Origin of the sequence: Rhizobium phaseoli (genome assembly GCF_003985125.1) — a bacterium.
In the GTDB taxonomy this organism is placed as follows: Bacteria; Pseudomonadota; Alphaproteobacteria; order Rhizobiales; family Rhizobiaceae; genus Rhizobium; species Rhizobium phaseoli.
Genome location: NZ_ML133633.1, coordinates 1 through 1,695, shown reverse-complemented (window position 1 = coordinate 1,695; position 1,695 = coordinate 1). Strand labels below are relative to the sequence as shown.

The 1,695-nt window shown below is 54.6% G+C and carries 1 pseudogene; it reads left to right on the top strand.

The features are described 5' to 3' along the window. Positions 1 to 123 precede the first annotated feature (123 nt). Positions 124 to 1,695, top strand: a pseudogene (locus EFD56_RS32445) (Ulp1 family isopeptidase); the annotation flags it as partial.

Genomic DNA, 1,695 nt, shown 5'->3' with positions numbered 1-1,695 from the left:
GACGCCGGCGACCGTGTGCCGCGTCGCAGATCCGTGGGCGGTTCGATGCGAGTGACGCCGCAGTCGCTGGCGCCGGAGAGGGGTTCGGGGCAGCAAGACGTCGATGCCGCAACGGAGACTCACGTGGCCTCAACCAAGGTTCGCGTCGGCGCCAAGCGTGGTCGCCCCGCCGACCGGGACATGCATCCCGATGACGAGACCCGCATCAACCAGTTCGCGGAAGCAGTCCGAGGCTATGAAATTCTACCCGACGGTAGCATCGGCCGAGGGGACGGAAGGGTTCCCGAGGCTACCGTCGAGAACAATTTAGGGATTCTTAGGAGGTTCGCTCGTTGGCTCCGAGCAGCAAACAGAGATTCGATGGCTTCTCGGTTTTTAAACGATCCAGATTCACTAGCCGTTGATATCGCGGATTATTGGGCAAGCGGTGAGGACGATCAGAACCGTCTTAACTCAGCGCTGTCTCATTTCAGGAGGCTCGGACCTGAGGGGCAAGAACTCCAAGCCGTTGGAGCTGGGCCGCGCCTGATGGGCCGCCGAATTCATGATCCCTATCCCGATGACGCCCGCGTCATTGATAGCTTGGCCAAGGAAGAGCTGAGTAAGTTCGGACCGGTCTCGATTTCTCAGAAAAATGCCAGTAACCAACGAAAGTTTAGCGATTGGCTCAAAAGGGAGGGTAGGGGGAGCATAGTCAGCCGACTCACGGGTACTGATCAGCAGCAACGGTCGTTGCAGGAGGATTTTAGGAAATTTACCGAGGCCGAGGGAAAAGTGGTCGTGAGTTTAGATCGGCTGCGGCAGTATCTAGGCGCCGAGTCCCAGTTGAAACAGCATAATCCTTATCCCGACGACGCCCTCATGATTGATGGCTTGGCCAACGAAGAGCTGAGCAAGCTCGGACCGGACTCGACTTCCAAGAGGAAAGTTGTCCAGAATATGGCGATAAATCAACGGAGGTTTAGTGATTGGCTCCAAAAGAATGGTCGGGGGAGCATAAGCAGTCGCCTGACTGGCAGTGATGAGCAGCAACGGTCGTTGAAGGACGATTTTAGGGAATTTACTACTAACGTTGAAGTAAAAATAAGCGTGGGTTTCGATCGGCTGCGACAGTATCTAGGCGCCGAGTCGCAGTTGAAACAGCATGATCCTTATCCCGACGACACCCGCATGATTGATGGCTTCGCCAATGAAGAGCTGAGCAAGCTCGGACCGGACTCGACTTCCAAGAGGAAAGGCGTCTTGAATCTGGCCAGCAATCAACGGAGGTTTAGTAATTGGCTCCGAAAGAATGGTCGGGGGAGCATAAGCAGTCGCCTGACTGGCAGTGATGAGCAGCAACGGTCGTTGAAGGACGATTTTAGGGAATTTACTACTAACGTTGAAGTAAAAATAAACGTGAGTCTCGATCGGCTGCGGCAGTATCTAGGCGCTGAGTCGCAGTTGAAACAGCATCATCCTTATCCCGACGACGCCCTCATGATTGATGCCTTGGCCAACGAAGAGCTGAGCAAGCTCGGATCGGCCTCGACTTCCAAGAGGAGAGTCGTCTGGAGACTGGCCAGCAATCAACGAAAGTTTAGTGATTGGCTGCAAACCAGGGGTAGGGAGAGCATAGCGAGCCGGCTCAACGGCAGTGATCAGCAGCAATGGTCGTTGAAAAAAGATTACCAAGACTTCACCGAAGACATGGGA